The 25,903-nt window shown below is 34.8% G+C and carries 18 protein-coding genes and 1 other RNA gene; 12 read left to right on the top strand and 7 right to left on the bottom strand.

Features of this window, described 5'->3' with window-relative positions; all coding sequences use genetic code 11:
* The first annotated feature begins 104 nt into the window (after positions 1-104).
* From aroC to LNP22_RS16340, 3 genes are all read left to right on the top strand, one after another.
* On the top strand, positions 105-1,163 hold the full coding sequence (gene aroC / locus LNP22_RS16350; RefSeq protein WP_229974414.1) for a chorismate synthase: 1,059 nt from the start codon (positions 105-107) through the stop codon (positions 1,161-1,163).
* Between the two features lie 53 nt (positions 1,164-1,216).
* Entirely contained in the window at positions 1,217-2,497 is a 1,281-nt protein-coding gene (locus LNP22_RS16345; protein ID WP_210664896.1) for a dicarboxylate/amino acid:cation symporter, read from the top strand.
* A 121-nt stretch (positions 2,498-2,618) separates the two neighbouring features.
* Positions 2,619-4,796 carry a response regulator gene (locus LNP22_RS16340; protein WP_229974413.1) on the top strand — a complete coding sequence of 726 codons (2,178 nt, stop codon included), beginning with the start codon at positions 2,619-2,621 and terminating at the stop codon, positions 4,794-4,796.
* On the opposite strand, the gene LNP22_RS16335 is transcribed toward LNP22_RS16340, so the two are convergent.
* Entirely contained in the window at positions 4,793-6,043 is a 1,251-nt protein-coding gene (locus LNP22_RS16335; protein WP_210664894.1) for a DEAD/DEAH box helicase, read from the bottom strand. The two genes, LNP22_RS16340 and LNP22_RS16335, sit on opposite strands and share 4 nt — an antisense overlap.
* A gap of 133 nt (positions 6,044-6,176) precedes the next feature.
* Positions 6,177-7,214: a formimidoylglutamase gene (locus tag LNP22_RS16330; RefSeq protein WP_229974412.1), complete on the bottom strand. Its 1,038-nt coding sequence runs from the start codon at positions 7,212-7,214 to the stop codon at positions 6,177-6,179.
* A gap of 96 nt (positions 7,215-7,310) precedes the next feature.
* On the opposite strand from LNP22_RS16330, the gene LNP22_RS16325 reads away from it, so the two are divergent.
* A complete protein-coding gene (locus LNP22_RS16325; protein ID WP_229974411.1) occupies positions 7,311-8,189 on the top strand; it encodes a hypothetical protein in 879 nt (292 codons plus the stop codon).
* Positions 8,190-8,241: 52 nt separating this feature from the next.
* Here the strand turns inward: LNP22_RS16325 and hutI are convergent, their stop codons facing one another.
* Together hutI and LNP22_RS16315 are read right to left on the bottom strand one after the other, a co-directional pair.
* Positions 8,242-9,480, bottom strand: a complete 1,239-nt coding sequence (gene hutI, locus LNP22_RS16320) for an imidazolonepropionase (protein WP_229974410.1) — start codon at positions 9,478-9,480, stop codon at positions 8,242-8,244.
* A gap of 5 nt (positions 9,481-9,485) precedes the next feature.
* Positions 9,486-10,538: a glutaminyl-peptide cyclotransferase gene (locus tag LNP22_RS16315; RefSeq protein WP_229974409.1), complete on the bottom strand. Its 1,053-nt coding sequence runs from the start codon at positions 10,536-10,538 to the stop codon at positions 9,486-9,488.
* A gap of 88 nt (positions 10,539-10,626) precedes the next feature.
* Between LNP22_RS16315 and ffs the strand changes: the two genes are divergently transcribed.
* The 4 genes from ffs to fsa all read left to right on the top strand — a co-directional run bounded on the left by ffs (position 10,627) and on the right by fsa (position 12,712).
* An RNA gene (gene ffs, locus LNP22_RS16310) (signal recognition particle sRNA small type) lies at positions 10,627-10,724 on the top strand.
* A gap of 174 nt (positions 10,725-10,898) precedes the next feature.
* Positions 10,899-11,702 (top strand): SDR family oxidoreductase, encoded by an 804-nt coding sequence (locus tag LNP22_RS16305; protein ID WP_229974408.1) that lies wholly within the window; start codon positions 10,899-10,901, stop codon positions 11,700-11,702.
* A gap of 4 nt (positions 11,703-11,706) precedes the next feature.
* Entirely contained in the window at positions 11,707-11,907 is a 201-nt protein-coding gene (locus tag LNP22_RS16300; protein ID WP_229974407.1) for a hypothetical protein, read from the top strand.
* A gap of 148 nt (positions 11,908-12,055) precedes the next feature.
* On the top strand, positions 12,056-12,712 hold the full coding sequence (gene fsa, locus LNP22_RS16295; protein ID WP_095383453.1) for a fructose-6-phosphate aldolase: 657 nt from the start codon (positions 12,056-12,058) through the stop codon (positions 12,710-12,712).
* A gap of 205 nt (positions 12,713-12,917) precedes the next feature.
* Here the strand turns inward: fsa and LNP22_RS16290 are convergent, their stop codons facing one another.
* The 3 genes from LNP22_RS16290 to LNP22_RS16280 form a co-directional block, all read right to left on the bottom strand.
* Positions 12,918-14,384, bottom strand: a complete 1,467-nt coding sequence (locus LNP22_RS16290) for an MFS transporter (protein ID WP_229974406.1) — start codon at positions 14,382-14,384, stop codon at positions 12,918-12,920.
* A 172-nt stretch (positions 14,385-14,556) separates the two neighbouring features.
* Positions 14,557-15,258 carry a LytR/AlgR family response regulator transcription factor gene (locus LNP22_RS16285; RefSeq protein ID WP_229974405.1) on the bottom strand — a complete coding sequence of 234 codons (702 nt, stop codon included), beginning with the start codon at positions 15,256-15,258 and terminating at the stop codon, positions 14,557-14,559.
* Positions 15,248-16,300: a sensor histidine kinase gene (locus LNP22_RS16280; protein ID WP_229974404.1), complete on the bottom strand. Its 1,053-nt coding sequence runs from the start codon at positions 16,298-16,300 to the stop codon at positions 15,248-15,250. The genes LNP22_RS16285 and LNP22_RS16280 overlap by 11 nt, the downstream gene beginning before the upstream one ends.
* 271 nt (positions 16,301-16,571) lie before the next feature.
* On the opposite strand from LNP22_RS16280, the gene LNP22_RS16275 reads away from it, so the two are divergent.
* The 4 genes from LNP22_RS16275 to LNP22_RS16260 all read left to right on the top strand — a co-directional run bounded on the left by LNP22_RS16275 (position 16,572) and on the right by LNP22_RS16260 (position 25,476).
* Positions 16,572-19,604, top strand: a complete 3,033-nt coding sequence (locus LNP22_RS16275) for a SusC/RagA family TonB-linked outer membrane protein (RefSeq protein WP_229974403.1) — start codon at positions 16,572-16,574, stop codon at positions 19,602-19,604.
* Between the two features lie 10 nt (positions 19,605-19,614).
* Positions 19,615-21,195, top strand: a complete 1,581-nt coding sequence (locus LNP22_RS16270) for a RagB/SusD family nutrient uptake outer membrane protein (protein ID WP_229974402.1) — start codon at positions 19,615-19,617, stop codon at positions 21,193-21,195.
* 110 nt (positions 21,196-21,305) lie between these two features.
* The gene (gene nagB / locus LNP22_RS16265) at positions 21,306-23,243 is read left to right on the top strand and encodes a glucosamine-6-phosphate deaminase (protein WP_229974401.1); all 1,938 of its coding nucleotides are present in this window, start codon (positions 21,306-21,308) and stop codon (positions 23,241-23,243) included.
* A 157-nt stretch (positions 23,244-23,400) separates the two neighbouring features.
* Complete coding sequence (locus tag LNP22_RS16260) at positions 23,401-25,476, top strand: beta-N-acetylhexosaminidase (RefSeq protein WP_229974400.1); 2,076 nt, start codon at positions 23,401-23,403, stop codon at positions 25,474-25,476.
* Positions 25,477-25,903: the final 427 nt, after the last annotated feature.

The following is a 25,903-nucleotide window of genomic DNA, read 5'->3' as shown; positions in this document are numbered from 1 at the left end:
TTTAATAAAATGTGATGTTATTCTGTTGGAGTTTAAGTTCATTATCAGTGTTTTTAATTTTTTAATTTAATTCATAAAACATATATTTGTTCAAAACTATTAAAATGGCAGGAAATAGCTACGGCACACTCTTTAAAATAACCACATTTGGAGAATCTCATGGTGAAGCTTTAGGCGGTATCATAGACGGTTGCCCATCAGGAATACAACTTGATTTGGAAGCAATTGAGTTTGAAATGTCACGCAGAAAACCCGGACAGTCTGCAATTGTTACACAACGAAAAGAGCCAGATGCTGTTCAGTTTTTATCAGGTCTTTTTGAAGGAAAAACCACCGGAACGCCTATCGGATTTATTATTCCGAATACCAATCAAAAATCAGACGATTACTCGCATATAAAAGACAATTACCGACCAAGTCATGCCGATTATGTATACGACCAAAAATATGGTTTTCGTGATTATCGCGGTGGCGGAAGAAGTTCTGCCCGTGAGACCGCCAGCAGAGTTGTAGCGGGTGCCATTGCTAAGCAAATGTTACCGGAGATTAAAATAAATGCGTATGTTTCGTCTGTGGGGCCAATTCACCTCGAAACACCGTATCAGGATTTGGATTTTTCTAAAATAGAAAGTAATCCTGTGCGTTGTCCTGACGAAAAATCTGCGGCAATCATGGAAGAATATATTCGTGATATCCGCAAGCAAGGCGACACCGTTGGTGGTGTGGTGTCTTGTGTGATTCAGAATGTGCCTGTTGGTTTAGGCGAACCAGTTTTTGATAAACTACATGCAGAGCTCGGTAAAGCAATGCTTTCTATCAATGCGGTAAAAGGCTTTGAATACGGAAGCGGTTTTTCTGGTTCTGAAATGAAAGGAAGCGAACACAATGATTTGTACAATCCCGACGGAACAACAAAGACGAATCTTTCGGGAGGAATTCAGGGAGGAATCAGCAACGGAATGGATATTTATTTTAGAGTTGCATTTAAGCCAGTTGCGACGATTATGCAAACGCAAGACTCATTAGATAATAAAGGAAATATTACACCAATGACAGGCAAAGGTCGTCATGATCCATGTGTAGTGCCTCGCGCAGTGCCTATTGTAGAAGCCATGGCAGCGATAGTTTTGGCTGATTTTTATTTGATCAACAAGACTTATTAATAAATGTTAAGACAGTGAGGGTCTTATTATTTTAATTTAAAACAAACAAATTAATGCAAGTTACAGAAACCAAAAAAAAATCATTTCTTTCAGGATTAACAGGGCAAATTATAATTGCCATGATTCTTGGAGCGACTTTAGGAATTATATTGCACAATTCGATTTCGTCTGAAGCGGCACTATCATTTAGCAATAAAATAAAAATGCTGGCGACTATTTTTATCCGATTGGTACAAATGATTATTTCGCCTTTAGTATTTACCACTTTAATAGTCGGAATTGCCAAATTAGGAGATGTGAAAACGGTAGGAAGAGTAGGAGGAAAGGCACTTGGATGGTTTTTTACTGCTTCATTTGTATCACTTTTAATTGGGTTGTTTTATGTAAATATTTTAGAACCAGGAGTAGGTCTGAAATTAGAACACGTAGATATGGCTGCAGCATCTGAGGTGACTGGAAAAACACAAACATTGTCTTTTAATAATTTTGTAGAGCATATTGTTCCTAAAAGTATTTTTGAAGCAATGGCAACCAATGAAATTCTACAAATTGTTGTGTTTTCTATCTTTTTCGGACTAGCAGCTGCTTCGTTAGGAAATACTGTAAAACCTGTAATAAATGCTTTGGATAAAACATCACATATTATCTTAAAAATGGTAAATTATGTAATGAATTTTGCTCCAATTGGTGTTTTTGGTGCCATTGCAGGCGTTTTTGCAACCAGAAATGCTTCAGAGCTGTTAATTACTTATTTTAAATTTTTCGGATCTTTTTTAATCGGAATAGGTACTTTATGGTTTATTTTGATTTTAATTGGTTATATTTTTCTAAAGGGAAGAATGACAGAATTATTAAGACGCATTATGGGGCCTGTGGCAATTGCTTTTGGAACAACCAGCAGTGAAGCCGTTTTTCCTAAATTAACAGAAGAATTAGAAGAGTTTGGTGTAAAAGACAAAATTGTGTCGTTTATGCTCCCACTAGGGTATTCTTTCAATCTGGACGGAAGTATGATGTACATGACTTTTGCCAGTATTTTTATTGCACAATTTTACGGAGTACACTTAGATTTAGGCACTCAAATGGTAATGCTTCTGGTACTCATGTTGACCAGTAAAGGAATTGCAGGCGTGCCTAGAGCAAGTTTGGTGGTTGTAGCCGCTACTTGTGGTATGTTTGATATTCCGATTGAAGGGATTGCTTTGATCTTGCCAATTGACCATTTTTGCGATATGTTTAGAAGCGCTACGAACGTTTTAGGAAACGCTTTGGCAACTTCTGTGGTAGGAAAATGGGAAGAGAACAAAGAGCTTCAAATTTCTTCTGAAGAATAAGACTTTATAATTTCGTACTTAAAAAAGTAAATAATAAATAAAATAGAGAAAGTTGCGTTTTGTAAATAAAATGCGACTTTTTTTATTTTTAAACGTATATTTGATCAAAAATAGCCGAATTATGCCCCCAATACGGATTGTTTTGTTTTTCCTACTATTTATGAGCTGCTGTGACAATTTTGTACTGGCTCAAACGGATGCGAATGTTTTAAGGATTTTAAAAAAGGCTGAAAATGAATTTAAAGAAGCCAATTTTGAGCAATCATTGATTACTTCCAGAGTCGCATTAAATACTTCTACCTATATAAAAAATGATTATTTAATAGCGCGTTCTTATAAAGTTATTGCTGCCAATTATAACGAATTGGTTGAGTTTGATAAAGCCATTTTTTTTTATAAAAAAGCATTAATATACGCCAGCAAAACAGATAATGATACCATCAAAAATAAGATTTACAATAATCTCGGAAATATGTATTGCTTTGAGAAAAAGAGCTACAGCGAAGGGATAGATTATTACAAAAAATCCATACGATATTGTCTCAAAATTAAGGATTCCAGTCAGGTTTATTTTACTACTGTAAATATTACGTGGGCTTTTTTTGATATTGCAAGTTTTTCTCAGGGAAAGCGATATTTAGACTTTTTAAACAAAAATCATATAAAATTTGGTGACGATTCTACAGAAGTTATCTTAAATATGCTCAACGGAATGTATTGTCGACATACAAAAGAGATTGAAAAAGCAAATGCTTACTTCTTAAAAGCGATTCAATTAGGTAAAAAAAGTACCGAAAAATCAGATTTGTCTTTTGCACATTTAGAATATTCAAAGTTTCTTTCTGATATTAAAAAATACAAAGAGGCGTATTATAATCTTCAAAAATACAATGCAATTACCGATGAATTATACAATGTCGAAAAATTAAAAAAGGCTTCTATTGCTGGTTTTAATCTCGAATTAGACGAATATAAAAGACAAATTGATAAAATTGAGAGCGAAAAAGATTCACAATATCAAAGTCTTAGAAAATCGAGAATTATAGTCTTTTTATTTGTGTTGATTTCGTTTGTTTTTTTAATTCTGATTTTTACTTTATTTAAAAATATCAGTTTTAAGAAAAAGACCAATATTGAGCTCTTGAAGGCTAAAGAAATTGCGGAAGAAGCATCACTTTTAAAAACACAATTTATTTCGACAATAAGTCACGAACTGCGTACGCCTTTGTATGGCGTGGTCGGGATTACCAACATGCTTCTTGAGGAACACAAAGAACTCGCTCGCAGTCCGCATCTGAGTTCCCTAAAGTTTTCGGCGCGTTATTTATTGTCCTTAGTCAATGATATTCTCCAAATTAATAAAATTGAAGAAAATAAAGTCGTTCTCGAGAATCTGACTTTTAATATTTTGGATGAAATCAGTATGATTAAAAATTCACTGTCTTTTTTATCTCAAAAAAATAATAATACTATTGCTGTAAATATCGATCCTAATATTCCGGAATACCTCATTGGTGATAAATTAAGATTGGCCCAGATTATGATCAATTTGGTTAGTAATGCCTTAAAATTTACTAAAAACGGCGAAGTCATTATTACTGCAAATCTTATTAAAGTAGAAGGGATTTATTATTTTATTAAATTTACTATCAAAGACAACGGAATTGGTATTGCCATAGAAGATCAAAGTAAAATTTTTGAAAAATTTGTGCAAGTTGGCAGAAAAGAGGAAGATTATCAAGGCACAGGATTAGGCTTGACCATTGTAAAGAGACTATTGGGACTTTTTGGAAGTTCTATCGAAATAGAAAGTGATATTGGTAAGGGAACAATGTTTACTTTTACGATTGCTTTTGAATATAATCTGGAGAAAACAAAAAAATTAATTAACGAAATACAAGTTGATTTGACATCTAATCAGGAATATAAAGTTTTGGTGGTCGAGGACAATCGCATCAATCAAATTGTGACCAAACGGATCATCGAAAATAATAATTACAGCTGCAAAGTTGTAGATGACGGTTTTGCCGCATTAGAAATCTTAGAAATAGAAGATTTTGATATCATTTTAATGGATATTAATATGCCTTTGATGAATGGATTTGAAACGACAAAAAGAATTCGTCTCAAAAACATCAAAACGCCAATCGTAGCACTTACTGCTTTTGATAAAGATGAAATAAATGATGAAGCAGTTGCATCAGGAATAAATGAAATTATTATCAAACCATTTGAACCTGTAAAACTATTTAAAATTATAAATTACCTAATTGTAGAAACAAAAAACGTTGGTTATTAATACCAACGTTTTTTGTTTTGTTTAGAAGCATTTGATTTTCTTGACTTGTGTGCACCACCGCTTCGGTTAGAGTTTTTAGGCTGTTCAACCGTGGCTTCCGGACTTCCGGCATGCCATTGGTAAGGATGATCGCTGATGGTTTTTACATCTACTTTAATCAGTTTCTGAATGTCTTTCCAGTACGGATGCTCGTCTTTGCTACAAAACGAAATAGCAATTCCGCCATTTCCTGCACGTCCTGTTCTACCAATTCGGTGTACGTAAGTTTCCGGAATGTTAGGCAAATCAAAGTTGATTACAAAAGGCAATTGGTCAATATCAATTCCTCTCGCAGCAATATCGGTAGCGACTAAAACACCCACTTCTTTGTTCTTGAAAGCATCCAAAACTCGTTGTCTTGCATTTTGTGACTTATCACCGTGAATGGCTTCAGCTGGAATATCTTTTTTGCGAAGTGCTTTTACCACATTATCAGCGCCATGTTTGGTTCTCGAAAAAACCAACACATTTGACAAATCTTCATTTTTTATTAAATGATAAAGTAAATTTCTTTTTTCTGTTTTTTCAACAAAATAGACACGTTGCTCTACATTTTCTGCCGTTGACGAAACTGGCGAAACTTCTACTTTTGCAGGATCCTGCAAAAACATTTCGGCTAGTTCGCGAATTGCAATCGGCATAGTAGCTGAAAACAAAAGGGTCTGACGATTTTTTGGCGTTAATTTTACAATTTTTTTGACATCGTTTATAAAACCCATGTCCAGCATTTGATCGGCTTCGTCTAATACTAAAACGTGCAAATTATCCAAATCAAGAAAACCTTGTTTTTGTAAATCTAGTAATCTTCCTGGTGTTGCGACCAAAATATCAACACCTTTTTTTAGAGTATCAACCTGAGGATTTTGAGAAACGCCTCCAAAAATAGTCAGCTGAGTAAGATTGGTATATTTGGCGTAAGTATCAAAACTTTGCCCAATTTGTACCGCTAGTTCTCTGGTAGGGGTGACTACTAAAGCTCTAATGACTTTTGCTTTTTTTGATGAACCTACAATGCGGTGTAACTGATGTATGATGGGGATTGCAAAAGCTGCTGTTTTTCCAGTACCGGTTTGAGCACAGCCAATCAAATCTCTTCCGGCCAAAACGATGGGGATAGATTGTTCTTGAATTGGAGTGGGATTTAGGTAGCCTTCTTCAAATACGGCTTTTTGTATACTTTTTGAAAGTGATAAATCTTCGAATAACATATCTTAGGTATTAAGAATTTAGCTTTAAGTACTAAAATTCTTTGCAAAGATAGGTTTATTCGCGTAATCGTTGAGCCGAATATTGCTTTATTTGGTAAAAGCGTTTGTTTTCAGTTGATTATCTTTACGTAAATTACTCTTTTTCGTTGTTTGCTTTTATAAAGTCGGTTACTAAATAGCCAATTAATTTGCCAATTAAATGTTTGTTCTGTGAATCATCCAGATCGGGAGCACCTTCGCAAATATGCAAATAGGTCGCATTTTTATGTTGGGCAAAAAACGAAATAAACTGACGTAATTCTTCGATCGAAAAACCGCTGATAGTCATTGCGCTACTTGCAATGTTAGGAATGGCGTCTAAGTCAATTTCGATTCCAAAAGCATCTGTTTTGATAAATTCTAAAGCATAAAACATTTCTCTGCTAAAATCTTTTTCTTTACGGATGTTAACACTGTCATAGGTGTTGTAACGCACACGATCTTCTATTTTTTTTATAATATCGAGGACACTTTTTGAGGTGTAATTTTCATGTAAACCAAAAATGAAATATTTTTTCAGAAAACCTTCTTCATAAGCATAAGAAAAACCATTGCCGCTATGACGTCCTTCCAGAATTCTAAAATCTGAATGTGCATCAAAATTGATAGCATTGATCGGTTTTCCTTTGGCCAAAGCCGAACCTTTTATGTTTCCGTACGCATTATTGTGGCCACCGCCTATAATGATCGGAGTTTTTCCTGCTTTGACAATGTTAAAAATAATATGCGAAACTTCTTTGTCTATTTTTTCGACCAACTGACTGAGTTTTGAGCGGTCATCAATATCGTTAAAATCTAAGTTTTCGACGTCACGCATTTCCTGACTTACATTAATCTGACCTAAAACAATGATTTGGCTGCCTTTGCAAAAACGATTGTGCTGAATATTTGCAATTCCTCTGATCGCACTGTCCCAAGCAGACGCCGCACCAGGGCGCCCGAAATTAGCACGTATGCCAATATCTTCAGGGATGCCCAAAAGGACATATTTAGCATCGGTCTCTTTCAGAAATTGAATGATGTCTGCTCCTTTTGGAATGACAATCATCTTTTCTCCGAATTTTATTTCGCCGCTTCGGTGATTGGTTACCCTGGCTAAGTCGTTAACAGTAAAAGGAATTAATTTCTCCATGAAAAAAAATATTGCTCAAAAATAATATAATTGCACTAACTTACGTTATAACCTTATATTAATTCTTAAATTTGTTTTAAAGAAAATTATTTAAATATGGAAAACCCAAAGAACAACAACTCAAGTCTAAAGGCAGTTATCGCTGTTTTAGCAGTCCTACTTATTGGTAGCTTAGTGTATATTTTTAAATTGTCTTCTGACACAGACGTAGTTAAGACAGAACTTACTACAACCCTAACAGAGAAAGAATCTGTTATGAAAGATTTGCAAGAATTAAAATCTACTTATGATGCAGCTATTGCAGAAAACACTTCTATGTCTGATGAATTAATTCAGGAAAGAGATAAAGTAGTAGCGCTAATGGATGATTTGAATAAATCTAAAGGTGATGTTTCTAAATACAAAAACCAAGTGCAGGCAATGCAAACTAAAATGAAAACTTTGGTGGCAGAAAACGACGAATTGAAAAAACAAAACGGAGTATTAACTGTTCAGAGAGATAGTACTATTGTGGTTTTAGGAGAATCTAAAAAATACAACGAAGTTTTGGTTGGTCAAAATGAAGAGTTAGCTAAAACTGTTGAAAAAGGAGCAAAATTATCTGTTTTGAATACTAAAACAATTGCTTACAAAGTAAAAAGTTCTGGTAAACAAATCGAGACTGATAAAGCAAGCCGTGCAGACGTTTTAAAAGTAAGTTTTACGATTGCTGAAAATCAAATCGCAAAATCTGGTGATAAAACATATTATGTACAAGTGATTGATAGCAAAAACAATGTTTTAGGAGATAAGAAAACAGAAAATTTTGGTGAGCAATCATTAACTTACAGTTTTAAAACAACTGTTCAGTACGAAAATAAGACAGTAAATGTTTCTGAAGATTTAATTGGTAAAGATTTTGAAAAAGGAACTTATTTTATCAATGTATTTGATAATGACGAATTAGTTTCTAAAACAAGTTTTACTTTAAAATAAGTCTAAAAAAACATTTTATTATAAAAAAGAGGAGCTTTACGGCTCCTCTTTTTTATACTATAATTTTACCTTCTATAAAAACACTTTCGATAAGATTACTGCCAAAAGCATACGGAATTTGATAATAAGACGAAATAGATTTTGTAAGGATCAAATTGGCTTTTTTGCCTTTTGTAATGCTCCCGTGAGTCTCAGAAAGTCCCATTGCATAAGCACCGTTTAGGGTGGCAGCATTTATAGCTTCTTCTGGAGTCATCTTCATTTTGATGCAAGCCGTTGCTACTACAAAATTCATATTTCCGGAAGGAGTAGAGCCTGGATTAAAATCTGTGGCTAATGCCAGAGGCAATCCCGCTTGTATCATTTCTCGCGCAGGTGTGTAGGGAATACTTAAAAAATAAGAACACGATGGCAAGGCAACAGGCATCGTTTCGGAGTTTTTTAAAGCTTCGATATCCTCTGGATTCATAATTTCTAGGTGATCGACAGAAAGGGCTTTAAATCGAACTCCAGCCTGAATTCCGCCAATAGAATTGAATTGATTGACATGGATTTTTGGCTTTAAGCCGAATCGAATGCCGGCAGCCATAATTTCCTCTGTTTCTTCTACAGAAAAATAGCCCGTTTCGCAGAAAACATCAACATAATCGGCTAGTTGGTGTTGTGCTATTTCTGGCAACATTGTATTGATGATTTCGTCGATATAACCTGCTTTGTTTTCTTTGTAATGCAACGGAAAAGCGTGTGCACCCAAAAAAGTAGCTTTTATTGCAATAGGATAATTTTGCGCTAGTTTTTTAATCACGCGCAGCATTTTCAATTCGCCTTCAACTGTAAGACCGTAGCCCGATTTTATTTCGACCGCACCAGTTCCTAAATGTATGACTTCTTCCAATCTGAGTTTGGATTGCTCATAAAGTTCTTCTTCAGAAGTTTCGTTGAGTTTTTTAGCCGAATTTAAAATTCCGCCACCACGATTGGCGATTTCCTCGTACGTAAATCCGTTGATTCGGTCTACAAATTCCTGCTCCCGATTGCCTGCATAAACAATGTGTGTATGGCTGTCGCACCAAGAAGGCAAAACAATTCTTCCTGTGGCATCAATAACTTTATCGGCTTTGATTTTAGGAAGATTTTCCATTAAACCAAAATCTTCGATAATATTGTCTTTTAAAATTAAATAAGCATTTTTTAAAGAAGGAAGCACCGCCATTTCGGCTCCTGAAACTTTACTAATAGCATTTTCACGAACTTGTAGCAGTTCTTTTATATTGGTTATTAAAGTAATCATATTGTTTATTCTGAAACGGTGATTTCGAACATTTTATTCCAGTTTTTACCCGTTACAAAAATTGTTTTTGTTTTTGGGTTGTAAGCAATTCCGTTTAGAACATCGTCTTTAGTAACGCCGGTCATTAATTTGCGTAAGCCAGACATGTCGAGAATGCCCTCAACTGCTCCTGATGTTGGGTTTACTACTGCGATAGCGTCTTTTTGCCACACATTTACATAAAATTTACCGTTAATTAATTCTAATTCATTAATGGCTTTTATTTTTGATTCTCCTGAATAAACATTGATATAATCGATCAACTTCTGAGTGTTTGGATCCATTTTCCAGATTTTTTCAGTTCCGTCAGAGCGATAAATAAACTTTCCGTCATTGGTCATTCCCCAACCTTCTATCTTTTTATCATAATTAAAAGTTTTTTCCAATTTTAAGGTTTTTGCATCATAAATAAAACCTTTGTTCTCTTGCCATGTCAATTGGTACAGTTTACCGTTTACAATCGTAATGCCTTCGCCAAAATATTGTTGGTCAAGATCAACTTGTTTGAAGACTTTGCCTGTTTTGTAATCGTATTTTCTTATGTAAGAACTTCCTTTTTGACCTGTGCTTTCATACAAAGTATCGTTGTAGAATTCTAAACCTTCGTTGAATGATGCAATGTCATGAGGATAAGTATTGATTACTTTGTATTTTAATAATTTTGGAGTCACATTTGAAACCAACTCGATTCTTTTGGTGGCAATAGAGGAATCTGCTCCAAAATAAACAGTTGCTTTGAGGTATTGATAGCCTAATTTTTGATCTTTTAATTCGAATTTGAATTTCTCAGTACCTTTTGTACTTCCTACTCTTTTATCGTTTATGGTGTAAGCAATACTGTCAATTTCTTTCGATTTTGGGTTTAAAATATCAATTGAAACTGCTTCTGACGATAAAAAATGAGCAGGAAAAGCCGAATCATCGATAGTAAATAGAGAATTTTCACCTTTTTTTGTGTCCCCACATCCAATTAATGTGATTCCTAATAAAATGAAAGCTAGGAAGTTATAATTTTTCATAGTTTAAAATTTGAATAAGCCAATATACGACGATATTTTTATAGCAACAAAGCTCTTGCAAAAATATAAAAAGATTGTATATTTGCACCGGCAAGTCCTACACGACCAGCTCCTGCAGACTCCCCCAGGATGGGAACATAGCAAGGGTACGTGGTTGAGCGGTGCGATGTAGGTCGCTTGCCATTTTTTATTTTATCGAAATTCTTTTATCAGAATTATTACAAAACGAGTCTTCCTTATGGAGGATTTTTTTATTTTTGGGCTTGTCGTAAGTGAGAAGTTTTTACCTATGGTATCAAATCTGCTTACAGACAATCATATTGAGCTTATCACATATAACATTTAACATCTAACCAAGCAATGAATAAAGTTGTTTTAATTACCGGAGGATCCTCAGGAATTGGAAAGTCTATTGGAGAATTTTTGCATAAAAAAGGTTTCGTTGTGTACGGAACGAGCAGAAATCCTGAGAAAGTATTAAATTCTATTTTTCCGCTTGTGGCGTTAGATGTTCGAAATGCCGAATCTATTCAGGCTGCGGTGGCCAATATTATCAAAACTTCTGGACGACTGGATGTGGTGATCAATAATGCTGGTGTGGGAATCACAGGACCTTTGGAAGAGATTCCGATGGAGGAAATCAAAAACAATTTTGAAACCAATTTTTTTGGACCGATTGAAGTAATGAAAGCCGTTTTGCCTCAAATGAGGGAGCAAAAATCGGGTTTGATTATTAATATTACATCAATTGCTGCATATATGGGTTTGCCGTACAGAAGTATATATTCGGCATCAAAAGGGGCTTTGGAGTTGGTTACCGAAGCATTGCGTATGGAAGTAAAGCAATTTGGTATTGAAATTACCAACATCGCACCAGGAGATTTTGCGACCAATATTGCTTCGGGGCGTTTTCATGCACCAGTTATCAAGGGTTCGGCTTACGAAAAAGTGTATGGTGATACGCTCGCTGCAATGAACGAGCATGTTGACGCAGGAAGCAATCCTAACGAAATGGCCGAAGCCGTGTACCAAATTATACAGCAAAAATCGCCTAAAATACATTATAAAGTGGGCGCTTTTATGCAAAAGTTTTCAATTGTTTTGAAACGTGCGCTTCCCGACAAAGTGTATGAAAAGATGTTAATGAACCATTATAAATTATAAAATCATGGAAAATATTAACGAGTTTATACCTGTAGCGATTGGTATTTTGTTTTTTGTTGCGGTTTGGATCATTATTCGAAGACTACTCAAATCGATAAGTGACCGGATAAATAATGCAGAACTTTATAGAGAAGATACTCTTAATGTTCTCGAAGAAATTAGGGATGAGCTAAAAGAATTGAACAAAAACAATTCTCTTAAATAATTATAAGTTGTAATTTTGCAACGGAATTTGCGTGAGGGATTGGAGTGGAAATCCTTTTGTTTTTTTCTTTAAAAAATAAAAGATTGCAACAAAAAGCCCGACCCTTGTGGTCACGCCCAAAATACGAACACAATTAAATAGATATAATATGAAGTTTTTTATTGACACAGCTAATTTAGCTCAGATTAAAGAAGCACAAGCTTTAGGTGTTTTAGATGGTGTAACGACCAATCCGTCGTTGATGGCGAAGGAAGGTATTACTGGAAAAAACAATATTTTGAAGCATTATGTAGACATTTGCAATCTTGTTGAAGGCGATGTAAGTGCTGAGGTAAATGCGCTGGATTATGACGGAATGATTAAGGAAGGTGAGGAATTGGCAGAATTGCACGAGCAAATCGTTGTAAAATTGCCAATGACCAAAGAGGGTGTTATGGCTGCAAAATATTTTTCTGATAAAGGGATCAAAACCAACGTAACGCTTGTATTCTCTGCTGGGCAGGCTTTGTTGGCTGCTAAAGCGGGAGCAACGTATGTGTCTCCTTTTATTGGTCGTTTGGATGATGTTTCTACTGATGGTTTGAACCTGATTCAGGAGATTAGAGAAATTTATGATAATTACGGATATGAGACTCAAATTTTGGCAGCTTCTGTGCGTCACACGATGCACATTGTAAACTGTGCAAAAATTGGTGCTGATGTAATGACAGGTCCTCTTTCTGCTATTTACGGATTGTTGAAACACCCATTGACTGATATTGGATTGGCGCAGTTTGTTGCTGATTTTGAGAAAGGAAATAAGTAGTGGTTAGTACTTAGTGATTAGTTCTTAGTACTTAGTGAAAAGTGACTTGTAGGTAGAATTAATTTTCTAGTAAAAAGAATTAAGTAAACACCTCAGACCATTAGTAACTTAGCAAAACATCTCACTTTTTACATAAAACATTTCACATAAAAAAAAATTCCATCTACGTTTGCAGATGGAATTTTTTTATGGATTAAAAGCAATATTAGTGACCACCGCCTTCGCTTTGGATATAACTAATGCCTTGTTTTTTTAATATTTTAGGGCAGTAAAATCCGTAGAAACCTAAATAAGCAAAACCTAAAAGTGGCACAACATAAGAGAAATGTGTCCAGGTAATGCCAAATATACCTTCTGGACTTGTAAGATCAATATCACAGATGCTTCCCTGAATTAACGGAATAACTCCACCTCCTAAAATCATCATGATTAAGAATGAAGACGCTTTTCCAGTGTTTTTGCCTAAACCAGCGATCGCCAAATCAAAGATAGAGGGCCACATGATCGACAAGAACAGACCTCCTGAGATAAAGAAGAATTTAGCAATTTCCGGACTCGGACAAACTAATCCTGCCAACATCATGATCAAACCTGATATTCCGAAAAGCATTAAAGTTTTACCGGCATTTTTACCTCCAACAAAACTTATAGCAATAAACAATAAGATCCAGATTGGGTAAATATAAAAAGACGAAACATCATGTGCAGCAAAAATGTTAGCACCAATAATTACTCCAAATGCCAAAGCTGGAACAATAAATTTTAATGCTGTATTGACTAAGTTGGATGTGTTAAAAACGTTTACACCACCATTCCAGCGTCCGATCATTAAACTTCCCCAATATAGAGCAATAAATGGAGCAATTGCATCTTCCAGAACATTACCAAATTCGGCAGTGTGAAGTAAAGCGGGTAAATTACTGATGATGGTTACCTCTGTTCCTACGTAGATAAAAATAGCTAACATTCCTAAGTATAGTTGAGGATAGTCTGAAATATTAAATTTTTCGTGCGCTACTTGTACAACTACTTCTTCTTTTACAGGATCTTCAATTTTAGACAAATACATAAAAATGGCTACCAGAATAAAGGCAAGTCCAAGAATGATAAAAGGCAATTTGATATCTTCTAATGAAAGAGAAGTATTTTTGTTGTCTCCCATTCCAAATAAAGCAATTCCTAGTAAAATAGCTCCGATGGTGGTTCCAAAAGAGTTAACACCACCAGCCAAGGTAAGACGGTGAGCTCCTGTTGAGGCACTTCCCATTTTAATAGCCAAAGGGTTGGCAACGATTTGCTGGATAGAAAATCCTAAACCTACTGTAAATAAAGCGGTTAAAAAGAACGGAAAACTTTCCATTGTAGCTGCTGGAACAAACAAAAACGAACCCACAGCAGAAAGAAGTAATCCAGCAGATAGTGTTTTTTTGTATCCAAATTTTTGTAAAACATCTATTTTAAGAGATATTAAAAAGAAAATTATTGATCCTACAAAGTAAGCTGCATAAAATGCCCAAGCCACTAGTTGTGATTGTACTTGCGATAAAGTAAATACTTTTTTGAAAACTGGAATTAGGATATCATTGGCAGACCCAACAAAACCCCAAAAGAAGAAGACGATTATCAACGAGATAAATTGTCCCCATTTGGTCTGTACATTTTCTGAACTCATAATGTGTTAAGGTTAATTTTTAATTTAATGTTTTTTGAAGACCGTAAATATATTTGTTACAATTATCAAAAAAAAATAAAACAACACAAATAATGTTAAATTTAAACCAACAGCACATATTATTCAACAATGTGTTAGTTATTAGGGTTTTAAAATGCAGAAAATGTTGCAGTTATTCTAATATCTTGTTTTTGACTTCTTTACTGTAATTTCGGCCAATCGGAATGGTGTAAGATAAAATCTGGATGCGATTGCCTTCTATAGATTTTACTTTATCTAATGCAATAACATACGATTTATGAATGCGGATAAAACGATCACCAGGCAATTCTTCTGATAATGAGGTTAATGATTTGTGGGTGATGTACGTTTTATCGGGCGTGACCACCTTTATGTATTCCTTCATTCCTTCGACAAACAAGATTTCCTCCATATTGATTTTCATCATTTTTTTATCCACCTTAATAAAAATATGCGAATCTCCTTTGCTGGTTTCAACTTTGATATTATTTTTTAAATTGTATTCTGTGGTAATTTTATGGATGCATTTTATAAATCTGGGCAGCGGAATAGGCTTTACTAAGTAATCCAAAACATCCAAATCATAGCTTTCTGCGGCAAATTCTCTAAAAGCAGTCGTGATAACTACTTTGGTTTTACTTTCGATTAAACTGATTAATTCAAAACCCGTCATCATTGGCATATTGATGTCAAGAAACACAACATCTACAGGTGTTGTGTTTATAAAATCCAGAGCTTCTAACGGGTTATAAAATGTGCCCACAACCTCAAAATCTACAAAATTAGCAAGGTAATTTTGTATCACTTTGATCGCCAAAGGCTCATCATCAACCAACAGACATTTAATCTTCATTATAAATGGGTATTTGCAAACGGATTATATAGTACTTAAACTTTGTTTTGTGCTCTAAGCTAAAATTGTTTTTGTAAATTAACTTTAACCTCTTTTTGGTATTGTGTAATCCGATACCTCCTTTTTGATTCTTTTTTTGCGAAATTACAAAGTTATTGATGATTTCAAAGTCGAGGATTTTGTTATTAATAACTTTGCAGTTAATTTTTATTTTCAAATCCTGATTATTAAAACCACCGTGTTTAAAGGCATTTTCTACCAGTGAGATAAAAATTAAAGGCGGAACTTTAACATCTTCGATATTAGATTCGAGATTTACTGCAACTTCAACATACTCAAAACGAAGCTTTTCGATTTCGATATAATTCTGAATATACTCTATTTCTTTCACCAACGGAACAAATTTAGTCGATTTTATGTCGTACAAAACATATTCCATTAGCCGTGATAATTTTAGAATAACGTCTGGAACTTTATTGGATGATTCTAAAGACAACGCATATAAATTATTTAAAGTATTGAAGAAAAAATGAGGCTGAATCTGATTTTCAAGATATTTTAGTTTGATTTTGAATTGATTCTCGCGCAACGATCTGTTTCGTTCTCTCTCACGCAACCATGTCAAGGTAAGATATACCGAGGATGCCATTGCAAGAACGTACAATTCACCAATACAAACTGCCAGGATATGATTGATATCAAAAGGATGGTATTCGCGATTGGCTTCAGGCCAAATATTTTCTGAAATGACATAATAGGTAAGCGCGGTTTTTATCAAATATACTCCGAACAAACTCAACAATAAAGCAATGGTGTAGGGTATGTATTTTTGTTTTAATACAAGTCGGGGAACCAGAACAAAAAGGTTAAAATACACGAGCGGAATATGTAGTGAAAATTCGATCAGATTTGATTGGAAAGAATAGGTGTAGTCGTTAAAGTAAGCGCCCCATCTCAAAAAATTAAGAGTAAAATAAATGCCCCAGAACCAAATATGATTTTGCAGTTTAATATCAAACTTTACTTTCTGAATTTCACTCACTTTATAATAAGGAATAGGTTATTGTTAATTGTTGTTGCTGAAAAATATTTTGCAACTTTAAACAATTAGTTAGTAAAAACACAATTTTTTTAAATAAAATTTTATTATTATTCTAAAAAGATGTAGTATTTCTGAATGAAAACGTTTTCGTGTAACGTATTATTGATTGTTTTGTGTCGTTGGTTTAAAGTTTAAAGCAGTTTGTATAAATTATTTTTTTTAACAATACCTTAAGAATAAATTTACACCATAACTAACAAAATAAATCAACATGAAAAAAATTTTCTTAATCTTTATGATTGCCTTTACAACGCAAGTTTCACTTGCTCAGGTAAAGAATATCAAAGGTGTGATTACAGATTCTGATGGGATGCCGTTACCAGGGGCATCTGTTGCTGTGCAAGGAAGTCAAAAAGGTACAAGTACCGATTTTGACGGTTTGTACACCATTGAAGTACAAAAAGGACAGACTTTAGTTTTTAGCTATGTAGGTCTTGAGACGCAAAACATAGTGGTAGGAGATGAAACTACAATAAATGTAAAAATGCAACAAGGTGCTTCTAATGCATTAAATGAAGTTGTCGTAACTTCATTAGGTATCAAGAAAACCAGAAAATCTTTAACTTATGCTGCTCAGGAGCTTAAAGGAGAAGAATTGACTCGTGTAAAAGATGCCAACCTTATCAACACTATCGCAGGTAAAATTGCGGGTGTTGCCGTAACCAAAAGTGCAGGAGGTACAGGTGGTTCTACAAAGGTTGTTATTCGTGGAAACTCTTCAGTTTCTAATAATCAGCCTTTATATGTTATTGATGGTATTCCTTTATATAATGGTGGTTCGGGACAGCCAAATGATAGTTTCGGTAGTACATCTACAGGAAACCGTGACGGAGGAGATGTTGTTTCTTTAATCAATCCTGATGATTACGAAGGGATGACTGTATTAAAGGGTGCAGCTGCATCTGTATTATATGGTAGCCAAGGTGCTAATGGCGTTATTTTATTATCTTCTAAAAAAGCCAAAGCGGGTAAACCAGTACTTTCGGCTTCATCAGTAACTACTTTTGAGTCAGCTGCGTATTTGCCGGAATTCCAAACAGATTATATTGCTGCTCCGGGAGCTGATGAATCTTGGGGTGTTGCAGGAAAATCAAAAGACCATGTAAAAGATTTCTTCGAAACGGGAACTACTCAAATTACCTCTCTTGGTTATTCTACTTCTGCAGAAAATTCTACTACCTCTTTTACCTATTCTAATACATCTGGATCGGGGATTATGCCGGGCAATAGTATTAAGAAAAATAACTTTGGTGTGCGTCAGACCGCTAAGTTCTTTGAGGATAAACTTAGTTTTACGGCAAGTGCCAATTATACTTCTCAAACGATCATCAATAAACCTGTGAGTGGTTTTTATTTCAATCCTTTAACAGGAGTGTATTTGATGCCAAGAGGAAATGATTTTAATTTCTATAAAGATAATTATGAAGTTTTTGATCCCAACAGAAATTTAATGGCTCAAAACTGGATGACAAACAGAGATATTATGCAAAACCCATACTGGGCAATTAACAGAAATAAATCTGAAGACAAAAACAACTTTTTTAATGGTGCATTAGCATTGACATATAAAGCAAATAAATGGTTAAGTATTGCTGGTAGATATAGCTATAACAGGATAGAAAGTGATTTTGATAAAAAAATATATGCTACTACACAAGGTACCATATCTCATGAAAACGGTCGTTATTATGTAGAAAATACGTTAAGTACACAGCGTTATGCCGACTTGATAGCTACTATTAACACTAACTTTAGCGAAAACTTTACTTTTAATGCAAATATTGGTACCAGTATCAACAATACATTAGGAAATCAAAAGACTATTCTTGATTCAGGAATTGGCGCTGGATTAAAATATGCTAACTGGTTTACATTACAAAATTTCAATAATAACTCTGGTAACTATCAAACAATTGATGCCAAAAGAGAAATTCAATCGGTATTTGCCGCTACAACTTTTGGATACAAAGAAATGCTGTATCTAGATATTGCAGCAAGAAATGATTGGTCTTCAACTTTATCAAACACAAAAAATGCTGGATATTTTTATCCATCTGTTGGTGTAACAGCTATCATTAGCGAAATGACTACACTTCCGGAGTTTATTAATTTTGGTAAAGTTCGTGCGACTTATGCTCAGGTGGGTAATGATGTTAATGCATTTGTAACGGTTCCAACTTACTATTATACCCCTGGCGTTACAGATCCAAAACCAAAAGTTGCACCAAAGGAAGGAACTTCATTGCGACCTGAGTTAAAATCTGAGTATGAAGTAGGTACAGAATGGAGAATGTTTAATAACAGATTTGGATTTGAATTATCTTATTATAATTCAGAAACTAAAAACCAATATTTACAGGTTGTAGCCCCAAAAGGAAACTCACAAGGAGTTGATTTTTATGGTATCAATGCAGGTAGCATAGAGAATAAAGGTTTTGAAGCAGTTGTTACAGCAGGTATTTTCAGAGGAGAAAAATTCTCTTGGGATTCAAGCATTAATTTCTCTCAAAACAAAAATAAAGTAAAAGAAATCCCTACTGAATTAGGTGGTAGAGTTAATTTGACTGAGGCAGGTGTAAACAGTTACAGATATGCTTTAATTGAAGGTAAGCCATTTGGTGTTATAGAAGGTATAAACATCAAAAAAGATGCTCAGGGAAGAATGTTGTTGAATGATGATGGTACTATTCAAAAAACTGATTTTGAAGAAGTTGGTAATTCTAATCCTGATTTTATGTTAGGTTTTTCTAACTCATTCAAAGTAGGTTCGTTCTTTGCAAATGTATTAATTGATGGTCGTTTTGGTGGTGACGTAATGAGTTTAACACAGGCTCAAAATGATTCTTTTGGTGTTTCTAAAGCTACAGGAGATGCAAGAAATGCGGGCGGAGTACCAATTAATGCTGTAAGAGCCAGCGATGGAACACCAGTTTCAAACATGGATGCGCAACTTTACTACACTCAGGTAGGTGGTAGAGCAGGAATTACAGGAGAATATGTGTACAAAGCAACCAACGTAAGTGTAAGAGAGATTTCTATTGGCTATAATTTTAATCCAAAAAATTTACCTTTTATCCAAACAGCAAATGTTTCTTTAATTGCCAGAAACTTATTCTTCCTTTACAAAGATGCACCGTTTGATCCAAATATTGCATTGAGTACAGGTGAGGGTTTACAAGGTGTTGATATTTACGGATTACCATCTACAAGAAGTATAGGTCTTAATTTAAATGTAACATTCTAATTTTAAACACATGAAATTAAATACGATAAAAAGAACAGCAATCTGTATTTCGCTACTTACAGCAGTAGGTTGTACAGGTGATTTTGAAGATATTAATACAAATCCCAATGGGATTACTCCCGAACTGTTTGAACAAGATTTTAATCATATTAAAGGAGGATTTGCTCCGATGTTTAACAATATTCAGGTTCTGACACCAGAATGGGTATACCAATTACAACAGGGCTTAAATAGCGATATTTGGTCAGGTTATATGGCAACTCCAACGGGTTTTGCAGGAGGTATAAACAATACAACTTACTCATTAGTTGATGGTTGGAATGGATTTATTTGGGATTATGCATATAGTAACGTAATGTTTAATGCATACGATATTGCACAAAAATCGAAAGGTAAATACGATCAGTTTTATGCATTGTCACTGATACTAAAAGTGGAAGGTATGCACCGATTAACAGATACTTTCGGTCCTATTATTTATTCTAAATTTGGAACTACAGATGCAACGATAGAATATGATTCTCAGCAAGAAGTGTACACGCAAATGTTTGCCGAATTAGATTTTGCAGTTGCCGAATTAACCAAAAGAGTAGATGCTGGCGAGGCTACAAGTTTTGCTACAACTGATTTGTCTGGATACAAAGGAGATTATAAAGCATGGGTAAAATTTGCCAATACCTTACGTTTAAGGTTAGCGATGCGTATTGTAAAAGTAAATCCTGCCCTGGCAAAAACGGAAGCTGAAAAAGCTGTCGCTCAAAAATTTGGTGTTTTTACTGCCAATGCTGATTTATTCAAAATTGTATCTCCAGTCTATAATAATCCAATTTCTACCATTAGTGGTGCTTGGTTAGATATTCGCATGTCCGCCGATATGGAGTCTATTTTAACAGGTTATAATGATCCCCGAATTGCTACTTATTTTGATACTTCGACTCAGTTTCCGGGGCAGTACAAAGGAGTACGCACAGGTATTGATATTGCAGCCAAATCAGATCATCAGGATTTTTCGGGTGTTGGTGCTGTTATTAAATCCAAAGAAATTGTTCTTATGACAACTGCCGAAGCTTATTTCCTAAGAGCAGAGGGAGCCTTGAGAGGATGGAACATGGGAAGTGATGCCAAATCATTATACGAAGCAGGTATCACAGCTTCATTTGAGCAAAGAGGAGCTTCTGGTGCAGCCGCTTATATTGCAGATAATGTAAAATTACCTACAGCTTATGTAGACCCTAATTTTCCTGTAAATAATTCTCCGGCAGTAAACAATGTTACTATTGCATGGGATGCCGCTGCAACTAACGAAGTAAAACTGCAAAAAATCATTACTCAAAAATGGATCGCAGGTTTCCCTGAAGGACAAGAAGCTTGGTCTGATTACAGAAGAACTGGATATCCTAAACTTTTCCCAGTACTTAAAAATTACAGTGGAGGTACCATTACAACGGAGTTTGGGGTAAGAAGAATCAATTTTGTACAATCTGAGAAAGCGGGTAATTCGGGAGGCGTTGCTTCTGGTGTTGCTAAATTAGGAGGTGCAGACAACGGAGGAACACGACTTTGGTGGGATACTACTGGTCCTAACTTCTAGAAAAATAAAAAAAAAGAGAATATTAAGTTTGGTTAGTAAATAGCATAGGTAATGAAAATTAGCTATGCTATTTCAAAAACCAAAGCGATAACTACTTCAAAAAGAAAAAAATGAAAAGTGCTTTAGAGATAAAACCTGATATTAGTTATAAAAGTGCGGGAAAATTTGAAGAGACTCGATTTGAAAAAATTCACAACGAAATCTTCAAAAATTCGGCAGAGGCTTCAGTTATTGTAGCACAAGAAATCGCTCAGCTAATTCGATCAAAACAAGAAAAAGGCAAAACTTGCGTATTGGGTTTGGCAACCGGCTCTTCTCCTATAAAAGTATACGAAGAATTGGTGAGAATGCACAGACAGGAAGGCTTGAGTTTTAGCAATGTGATTACTTTTAATTTGGATGAATATTATCCGATGAACAGAGAGAATAATCAGAGTTATCACTATTTCATGCACCAACATCTTTTTAATCATATTGATATTAATCCGAACAATATTAATATTCCGGATGGTACTGTAGCAATTGATGAATTGAATCAATATTGTATCGACTACGAGATGAATATTAAAAATGTCGGAGGCCTTGATTTTCAGTTATTAGGTATCGGACGTACAGGTCACGTTGGTTTCAACGAACCGGGATCGCACGTCAATTCGGGTACCCGTATTATAACGCTGGATCATATTACTAGAGTAGATGCTTCGTCAGACTTTAATGGTATCGATAATGTTCCAAAAAGAGCGATTACCATGGGAGTTTCTACTATTATGAGATCCAAAAGAATCGTATTAATGGCTTGGGGACAAAACAAAGCCGATATCATCAAACGAACCATTCAGGGTGATATTAGTTCTGAAGTTCCTGCTACATTTTTACAAAATCATTCTAATGCCACTTTTGTTTTAGACCAATCTGCTGCTTCAGAACTAACGCGTTTTAAAACACCTTGGCTCGTTGGAGAGTGTATTTGGACACAAGAATTAAAAAGTAAAGCGATTGTTTGGTTGTGCCAAAAAACAAAACAATCTATCTTAAAATTGACAGATCGTGATTATAACAATAACGGTATGTCTGATCTTTTGGCGCAAGAAGGTTCTGCTTATGATTTGAATATCAATATGTTCAATGTGTTACAGCATACCATTACAGGATGGCCCGGAGGGAAACCAAATACAGATGATTCTCACCGACCAGAAAGAGCCAATCCTGCCAAAAAAAGAGTCATTCTTTTTAGTCCGCACCCAGATGATGATGTCATTTCTATGGGTGGAACTTTTTCAAAATTGATAAAACAAGGACATGATGTACACGTGGTATATCAAACCTCTGGAAATATAGCGGTTACAGATGACGAAGCACTAAAGTTTGCTGAAGTCTGCAACGATTTTGTGGGTGATAATGATTGTAAAATTAATTTCAAATCGGTTATTCAATTTTTGAATAACAAATCTGAAAATCAAATAGATTCTTTGGAAGTTCGAAAATTAAAAGGACTTATCCGCAGAAGAGAGTCGTATGCCGCAACAAGATACATCGGATTAAAAGATGAAAATACTCATTTTTTAGATCTTCCTTTTTACGAAACAGGACAGGTCAAGAAAAATCCGCTTGGCGCAGAAGATATTGCGATCGTAAAAGATATTATTGCTCAAATAAAACCGCATCAGGTATTTGCTGCTGGTGATCTCGCTGATCCGCACGGAACGCATGAAGTTTGTCTGAACGCAATTTTTGCTGCAATGGGCGAATTAAAATCTCAATCTTATATGGATGATTGCTGGTTATGGCTCTACAGAGGTGCTTGGCACGAATGGGATATTCATGAAATAGATATGGCAGTTCCTCTAAGCCCTTCGGAAGTATTGCTCAAACGTCATGCTATTTTGTACCATCAATCTCAGAAAGACAGGGTGATGTTTCAAGGAAATGACTCCAGAGAATTTTGGGTTAGAGCAGAAGATCGTAATAAAAATACAGCTGTTTTGTACGACGATTTAGGTCTGGCAGAATACGAAGCTATCGAAGCTTTTAAGCGCTTTGATTACTAAAAGGTTTCTTTAAGATTCGGTTTAAAGGGAGTCAAATTAAAACATTAGATAGCTGTCAAGCGAAAGTGAGGTTTAGTAGAGGTCGTCTCAGTTTTGTTGATTTTCCTTATTTATTATGGTTGTTTTCGGAGAACCACTTTTCAAAAAAAAAATTAAAATGAAATATTTATTAGTTCTACTATTTGCGGGTTTAACAACTGTTGCTCAAACAAAAAAAGAGCAGCTACATCTTATGCCTTGGCCTCAAAACGTTGTTTTAAATGATGGTAATTTTACTTTAGATAAAAATTTTAAAGTAAACATTACCGGAAATCCTAACTCTAGAATTTTTGGAGGAGTTACTCGTTTTTTGCGCCGGTTGGATGGTAGAACAGGAATGTTTTTTGAACAGGGTTTTATTGCAAAATTAAATGAATTCCCTTCGGCTTCTTTGCAAATTAATTGTGATAAGAACGGAAAAATTGGTTTGTACGAAGACGAAAGTTACCACTTAGAGATCAAACAAAATAAAATTATACTCAACGCTACTAGTGATTTAGGGGCTTTGCACGGTCTTGAAACGCTGCTACAATTGTTACAAAATAATGCTACTTCTTTTTATTTTCCGAATTCTCAAATTTCAGATTTTCCCAGATTTACATGGAGAGGTTTGATGATTGATGTGGCAAGACATTTTCAGCCGGTGGATGTGATTAAGAGAAATATAGATGGATTGGCAGCAATGAAAATGAATGTTTTTCATTGGCATTTGGTTGATGATCAAGGTTGGAGAATCGAAACGCCAAAACATCCAAAGCTGATAGAATTGGCCTCAGATGGAATGTATTACACACAGGAAGAAATAAAAAATATCGTAAAATATGCGGATGAGCGTGGTATTTTGGTAGTACCGGAAATAGATGTTCCGGGTCACGGATCGGCAATCTTAACGGCTTATCCCGAAATAGGAAGCAAAGTAATGACGCTCACAGGCGGAACTTCAGAAAAAAATATTCAGGGAACGGCAATCGTAACCTATGGAATTGAAAGAAATGCTGGTATTTTTTCGCCAACATTAGATCCTTCAAATCCTAAAACATACCAGCTATTAAGCGAACTATTTGATGAGGTGTGCCCATTATTTCCTGGGTCTTACTTTCATATAGGAGGAGACGAAAATGAAGGAAAAGATTGGGATGCGAACCCAAAAATCCAGGAGTTCAAAAAGAAGCACAATTTGGCGACCAACCATGAATTGCAAACTTATTTTACGATGCAACTGGTGCCAATGCTTAAAAAACACGGAAAACAATTAATGGGTTGGGAAGAGATCATGACAAAAGACATGACAAAAGACGCTATTATTCATTCTTGGAAAGGCGCTAACGAAGGAGTTCCAACGGGTCAATCCTTAATAAATGCCGTAAAAAATGGTTATAAAACTGTTTTATCAAACGGATATTATATCGATTTGGTACTGGGTGTCGATAGCCATTATCTCAACGATCCGATGCCGGCAGGAGTATCATTATCTACCGAGGAAAAGGCCAGAATATTAGGAGGCGAGGCAACTATGTGGACAGAATTGGTAACACCAACAACCATTGATTCAAGACTCTGGCCAAGGACAGCAGCGATTGCCGAGAGACTTTGGTCTGCCGAAGAAATTAAGGATGTTGCCAATATGCGCAAACGTCTCGAAACAGTTTCTTTTCGATTAGAAGAATTAGGATTGACTCACATTCGAAATAAAGCAGTTATCCTTAGAAATATTTTAAACAATCAAAACATACAAGCACTTGATGAATTTTCAAATGTTTGCGAACCCTTAAAAGGATATTCGAGAAATAAAGACGGAACAGAATATCAAATGTATTCTCCATTTACTCTTTTTGCTGATGCTTGCACCCCGGATGCAAAGGACGTAATTCCTTTTGATGAAGCTGTCAATCAGTATTTAGCAACTCAATCTCCCGAAAACAAAGCAAAAGTCGCTGCTTTTTTAAGCAAATGGGTGGTTGTAAATAAAGAACTTATTCAGTTGAGTCACAATGCTCCGCTACTACAACCAATTTTGCCTTTGGCCGAAAAATTAAGTAATGCATCAGAGCAATTGTTACTTTTTTTAGATAATAAACAGACATTAAAAATAACAGATTTAAAAAATTTAATCGAAGCCTGTAATACAAAAGATCACGCAGATATAGAGTTGGCGGTATATACAAGCTTGAAGAAATTGATAGAGAAAGTTTAATTTGAGTTAGTATTCAATAGTTTTAGTTGCCATGTTTTTTTTAGGAAAAATTATCTCTGTCGGAATTTCTGGCAGGGATAATGATGGCGAAAAATCGATTGAAATACTCTTTAAAAGCATAAAAAAATAACCGAAAAATATTCAAATAAAATATTAACCCTAAAACCAAATAGTATCGAAAAGAAACCAATGAAAAAACAAATCAAATATTTAGAGTGATAAATTATCAATTTATCTTTTGTGTTTAAACCAAATATTTAAATCACATATAAATATCAATCCGTACTATTTACCGATGATTTGATCTAAAGTAGTAATAGTAATTTTTATTTATAGAAGTTTTACAAATTCATTTTTTAATGAATTGCAATTCTAGTCCAATTGTAATGAATTGAATCCATTTTTAATATTCTGAGTGCTCAACTGT

The sequence above is a fragment of the Flavobacterium flavipigmentatum genome (assembly GCF_020911905.1).
Classification (GTDB): Bacteria; Bacteroidota; Bacteroidia; order Flavobacteriales; family Flavobacteriaceae; genus Flavobacterium; species Flavobacterium flavipigmentatum.
Note: the sequence above shows the minus strand (reverse complement) of the source record. Positions and strands in the feature narration are given on the sequence as shown.